This window comes from Mesorhizobium sp. M7A.T.Ca.US.000.02.2.1 (assembly GCF_003996995.1).
In the GTDB taxonomy this organism is placed as follows: domain Bacteria; phylum Pseudomonadota; class Alphaproteobacteria; order Rhizobiales; family Rhizobiaceae; genus Mesorhizobium.
In genome coordinates, this window is record NZ_RZTT01000481.1 from 1 (window position 1) to 4,168 (window position 4,168).

A 4,168-nucleotide genomic window follows, 5' to 3' on the forward strand; every position below is an offset into this window, starting at 1 on the left:
TAATCATTCTCATCCGCCCCGGCCGATCGATCGGGCGTCAGCCGAAAGCCGCTGATCCCGGTCACTGGGTTGCCATCAGGCGTCAGCGACACGGCACGGGCGCCGAACCATTCGACCGCCGAGGCCGCCAGCAGCCCATACTCCCAGTCGGCAAAACCTTCGATGAAAAGGAAACCGATCGTCTTCTGTTCGGGCATAAGCTCGCTCCCATCCTCACGCACCGGACCTGTTATCTGGGCGTTGACGCGCCCACATCCAATCGCCGGGTCGAAAAATTGGCTTTAATTGCCGCGAGGGCCACGGTCCGCATACATGTCCGGCCAGCCGATATCCTTGCGAATGTCCGCCGGCAGCGAGTTCATGAACCGCTGGGTGCGGATCTCGTTGCGTATCGTGCGGATCTTGCCGACATAGTGCTGCATGCCGCGCAGAATGGTGTAACCGTTCATGGCTAAGTCTCCTCTCTCTGTGTAGAGGCACTATCGCATACCCCTCCTGACAGCAGTCTGTCAGGAGGATGTCAGGGCGCGAGACAAAGGTGCGGACAGTGCGCGCGCCGCAGGCAAGGCATCGCTTCTCGCCGCATCGACCGGTGCCTCAAGGCAGGTTTGCGACTTCCGGTTGTTCATGGCGACGGCGTTGTTTTCGGCGCCGCTGTTCAGCTTCCGGCGACTGACTGTCGGAATACGAGGCCTTCAGCGAGGTGACCGCAGGTCTGATATGAAGGGAGAAAATTCTTCCCCAACAGCAGGGAGACGACGATGAGCTTGCAACTGACAGGTATCCACCATCTGACCGCCATCACCGCCAATGCACCTGGCAATCTTCATTTTTATACGAAGGTGCTGGGTCTGCGGCTGGTCAAGAAGACCGTAAACCAGGACGACACCTCGGCCTACCACCTCTTTTATGCCGACGGCGAAGCGACACCGGGCACCGACCTTACCTTCTTCGACTGGCCGGTCGGCCGCGAGCGGCGGGGCACGCACAGCATCGTGCGGACCAGCCTCAGGGTCGGCAGCCAGGAGAGCCTTGCCTGGTGGAAGCAACACTTGACCGACGAAGGCCTGGTAACAGGAGAGATCGCCGACATCGGCGGTTATGCGTCACTGGACTTCGAAGATCCCGAGGGCCAGCGTCTGCGCCTGGTCAGCGATGGCGGCAAGGGCGGCAGCCATCCCTGGGCGCAAAGCCCGGTACCGGCCGAGCACCAGATACGCGGGCTCGGGCCGATCGTCATCAGCGTTCCCGACATCACCAACACCGAGGCGGTGGTGACCACGGTGATGAACATGCGCAAGGCGCGCGACTATGCCTCGCCGGAGGGCCAGGTCCACGTCTTCGAAATGGGCGAGGGCGGGCCGGCGGCGGAGCTGCATGTCCTGGTGCAGCCGGGACTGGCGCCGGCACGGCAAGGTGCCGGTGCGGTTCACCATGTTGCCTTCAGGGCGCCGGACCAGGAAACGCTGCATCAATGGACGGCGCGGCTGGCCGAATTCCGCCTGCCGTCGAGCGGCGAGGTCGAGCGCTATTATTTCCGTTCTCTCTATTTCCGCGAGCCGAACGGCATCCTGTTCGAGATCGCCACCGACGGGCCGGGCTTCACCGCCGACGAGCCGCTGGAAACACTGGGGGAAAGTCTTGCTCTGCCGCCATTCCTCGAACCGAAGCGCGCTTCGATCGAGGCTGGCCTCAAGCCGCTGAAGTAGATCGTTTGCCAGCCGCAGGCGGGCGCCGCGTTCTGACCCAGGATCGCGGCGTCGTTCTTTCTCAGGCAATGAACGACGTGCTTTGACAGCCGGGCGCGTTGCTGGTCAAAGGCGGCATGACGAAATTCCTCGCCCTTGTCATCGTCGGTTTCATGGTCATCCAGCTGATCAAGCCGCTTGGCTGGCCAGGCCTCAAGCGCCGCGGTGATTTCTGGAAGCTGGCACTGCTCGCCATGGCTGCGATTTCACTGGCGGCCGTGCTCGGGCATTTGACGTAGGACGGCACTTGTCGTCGGTGCCCAATTGCCAAGCACCGGGCCAACCAGATGCTCGGCCCACGCCCGGTAGCCTGCTTCCGAGGCGTGAAAGCCGTCCGAGGCAAAACCGGCTTCCGGATTGGTGATCGGCAGGCGCGGCGCCGGCACCGCGCCGCGCTCCAGGCAAAGGCGTTCGCCCATCCGGTTCATGTCGGCGGCGCGAATCTCAAGGATTTTTCCGAGCAGCGGCGGCATGGCCGGCGCCCGGGTGAACTCCAGCACCGGCGACCACACCACGCGTGCTTCCGGCCATTTGGCGCGCAGGCCGTAGAGCAGGCCGCCGAACTCCTTCTTGAAGCGCGGCACGGAGTGAAAATTCTTGGTGTCGTTGGTGCCGATGGCCAGCACGATATGCGTCCACGGATCGGCCGACAGATTGGGCAGGACATGGTCGCGTATCTGGCCCGACGTTGCCGAATTGAAGCCGGCCGCCCGCCAGCGCACGGCGCGGCCCGTGCTTTGAGAAATCAGGACGGCGAGTTGCGCGGCAAGCCCATCTTCCGAATTGCCGATGCCGACCGAAGCGGCGGAGGAATCGCCCAACACCAGAAGCGAGATATCAGGCGCCTTGCCTGATATTTCGTGCATGACCGGCCCTTGCGCCGGCAGCATGCGCGTGGTGCGGCGTCGCACGCCGAGGCCTTGCCAGATATAGACCGGGAAGGCGAGCCAGGTGAGTAGGGACGGGAAGCGCATGACAGTACCGTTAAACGATCAGCGGCAGCCTTAGCGCATGTTTTGGCTGACGGGAACGATCTTCAATCGCAGCAACTCGCCTGCCCTGATTGGTTGCCCTGATATTCATCGTGCAGCCGCACCCAATCCATCAGTCCGTGATAGGGGCCGTTTTCGTTGCGGCCCTTCGGCGTCATGTCGAGATAGTCGTAGGCGCCGATCTGCGCCTCGCCGCCGCGGGCGCGCGACATGAAGGTGAGGAAGATGTCGCCGGTCTCGTCCCGGTAGAAAACGCTGGTGCCGGGAAGCTCCTTCGATGTCCGTGGACGGGTCTCGAAATTGTAGGTGGTGTCGCCGGCGGCGATCTGCTTGTCGGTGAAGGAGACCTGCATGTCGAAGTTGAAATCCGAGGCATAGGACGACACCCAGTCGAACTTCCAGCCCATGCGCTGCTTGTAAGGCAGAAGTTCCGCCAGTGGAGCGCGCGAAACCACGACCAGCGACACGTCGTGATGCCGCAGATGCTGATTGGCGCCGTCGATATGATCTGCAAGGAATGAGCAGCCCTCGCAATGATTGACGCAGCCCGGCCCGAACATGAAGTGATAGACGATCAGCTGGCTGTTGCCGGCAAACAGGTCGGCCAGTCTCTTCGGCCCTTGCCCGGTTTCGAAGACATAGTCCTTCCTGACCTTCAGCCAGGGCAATTCACGTCGCTCAGCCGCTATCCGCTCGCGGAGCCGCGTCAGTTCCTTCTCGCGCGCCAGATGCGCCTTGTGCGCCTGGAACCAGTCTTCGCGCGAAACGATCTTGTTGCGATGCATGAACCTCTCCCTGAAGTGTCATTCCAAGGACGTTCGGGATGAGCACAACCCGACATCGCCCGAGAGGAAATAAGGACGGAGAGGCTCCGCCCCAAGCCCGGCAAGTCACAAACAAAAAACCCGGGCGCATCGGCCCGGGTTCGAAGGAGGAAGAAAGGACTGTGATCAGGCGGCCTGTTCCAGGCTCGCCTTCCATTTTCCGAGTGCTGCCAGATGGTTCATGTGGGCGCGATGGGTGAAGGCGGCCTGACCGGCGGCGACGTTCGAGGCCTTGCCGCTCCAGGCTTTCTGCGGCGCGGCCTGCAGCGCGCGACCATAGGAGAAGGTCAGCTTCCACGGGTGCGGCCCGATGGCGTTGATGGCGTTGAGGTTTGCGGTCGCCTCTTCGTCCTCCTGGCCACCGGAAAGGAAGGCGATGCCCGGCACCGCTGCGGGTACAGTCTCACGGAACAGCTTTATAGTCTTTTCCGCGACTTCTTCAGGGCCGCTCACCTTGCCCGATTTCCTGCCGGCCAGCACCATGTTCGGTTTCAGGATGGTGCCTTCCAGCACGACGCGCGCCGCGTAGAGTTCGCTATAGAGCTTGAGCAAAATCGCCTTGCTGATCTCGTAGCATGTGTCGATGTCGTGGGCGCCATCCATC

6 protein-coding genes and 1 pseudogene are annotated in these 4,168 nt (G+C 62.3%); 2 read left to right on the plus strand and 5 right to left on the minus strand.

Features of this window, described 5'->3' with window-relative positions; all coding sequences use genetic code 11:
* Nucleotides 1-197: pseudogene (locus EOD15_RS29825) on the minus strand (glutamine amidotransferase); the annotation flags it as partial.
* A gap of 84 nt (nt 198-281) precedes the next feature.
* A complete protein-coding gene (locus tag EOD15_RS29830; RefSeq protein ID WP_081738732.1) occupies nt 282-449 on the minus strand; it encodes a hypothetical protein in 168 nt (55 codons plus the stop codon).
* Between the two features lie 312 nt (nt 450-761).
* Here EOD15_RS29830 and EOD15_RS29835 point away from each other — a divergent pair, with 312 nt between their 5' ends.
* Together EOD15_RS29835 and EOD15_RS29840 are read left to right on the plus strand one after the other, a co-directional pair.
* Nucleotides 762-1,709 (plus strand): ring-cleaving dioxygenase, encoded by a 948-nt coding sequence (locus tag EOD15_RS29835; protein WP_127409099.1) that lies wholly within the window; start codon nt 762-764, stop codon nt 1,707-1,709.
* Nucleotides 1,710-1,825: 116 nt separating this feature from the next.
* Complete coding sequence (locus EOD15_RS29840) at nt 1,826-1,987, plus strand: hypothetical protein (protein WP_023810961.1); 162 nt, start codon at nt 1,826-1,828, stop codon at nt 1,985-1,987.
* On the opposite strand, the gene EOD15_RS29845 is transcribed toward EOD15_RS29840, so the two are convergent.
* The 3 genes from EOD15_RS29845 to EOD15_RS29855 all read right to left on the minus strand — a co-directional run.
* Nucleotides 1,955-2,722: an SGNH/GDSL hydrolase family protein gene (locus tag EOD15_RS29845; protein ID WP_127322926.1), complete on the minus strand. Its 768-nt coding sequence runs from the start codon at nt 2,720-2,722 to the stop codon at nt 1,955-1,957. The genes EOD15_RS29840 and EOD15_RS29845 overlap by 33 nt on opposite strands.
* 62 nt (nt 2,723-2,784) lie before the next feature.
* Entirely contained in the window at nt 2,785-3,525 is a 741-nt protein-coding gene (locus tag EOD15_RS29850; RefSeq protein WP_127322925.1) for a thioredoxin family protein, read from the minus strand.
* Between the two features lie 165 nt (nt 3,526-3,690).
* Nucleotides 3,691-4,168: class I fructose-bisphosphate aldolase (locus tag EOD15_RS29855; RefSeq protein WP_127409100.1), on the minus strand; the 478-nt coding region annotated here is incomplete at its 5' end.

Bases quoted from the DNA above. Each gene is read 5' to 3' on its own strand.
- EOD15_RS29830 (WP_081738732.1), bottom strand. From the start codon at position 449: ATGAACGGTTACACCATTCTGCGCGGCATGCAGCACTATGTCGGCAAG.
- EOD15_RS29850 (WP_127322925.1), bottom strand. From the start codon at position 3,525: ATGCATCGCAACAAGATCGTTTCGCGCGAAGACTGGTTCCAGGCGCAC.
- EOD15_RS29835 (WP_127409099.1), top strand. From the start codon at position 762: ATGAGCTTGCAACTGACAGGTATCCACCATCTGACCGCCATCACCGCC.
- EOD15_RS29845 (WP_127322926.1), bottom strand. From the start codon at position 2,722: ATGCGCTTCCCGTCCCTACTCACCTGGCTCGCCTTCCCGGTCTATATC.
- EOD15_RS29840 (WP_023810961.1), top strand. From the start codon at position 1,826: ATGACGAAATTCCTCGCCCTTGTCATCGTCGGTTTCATGGTCATCCAG.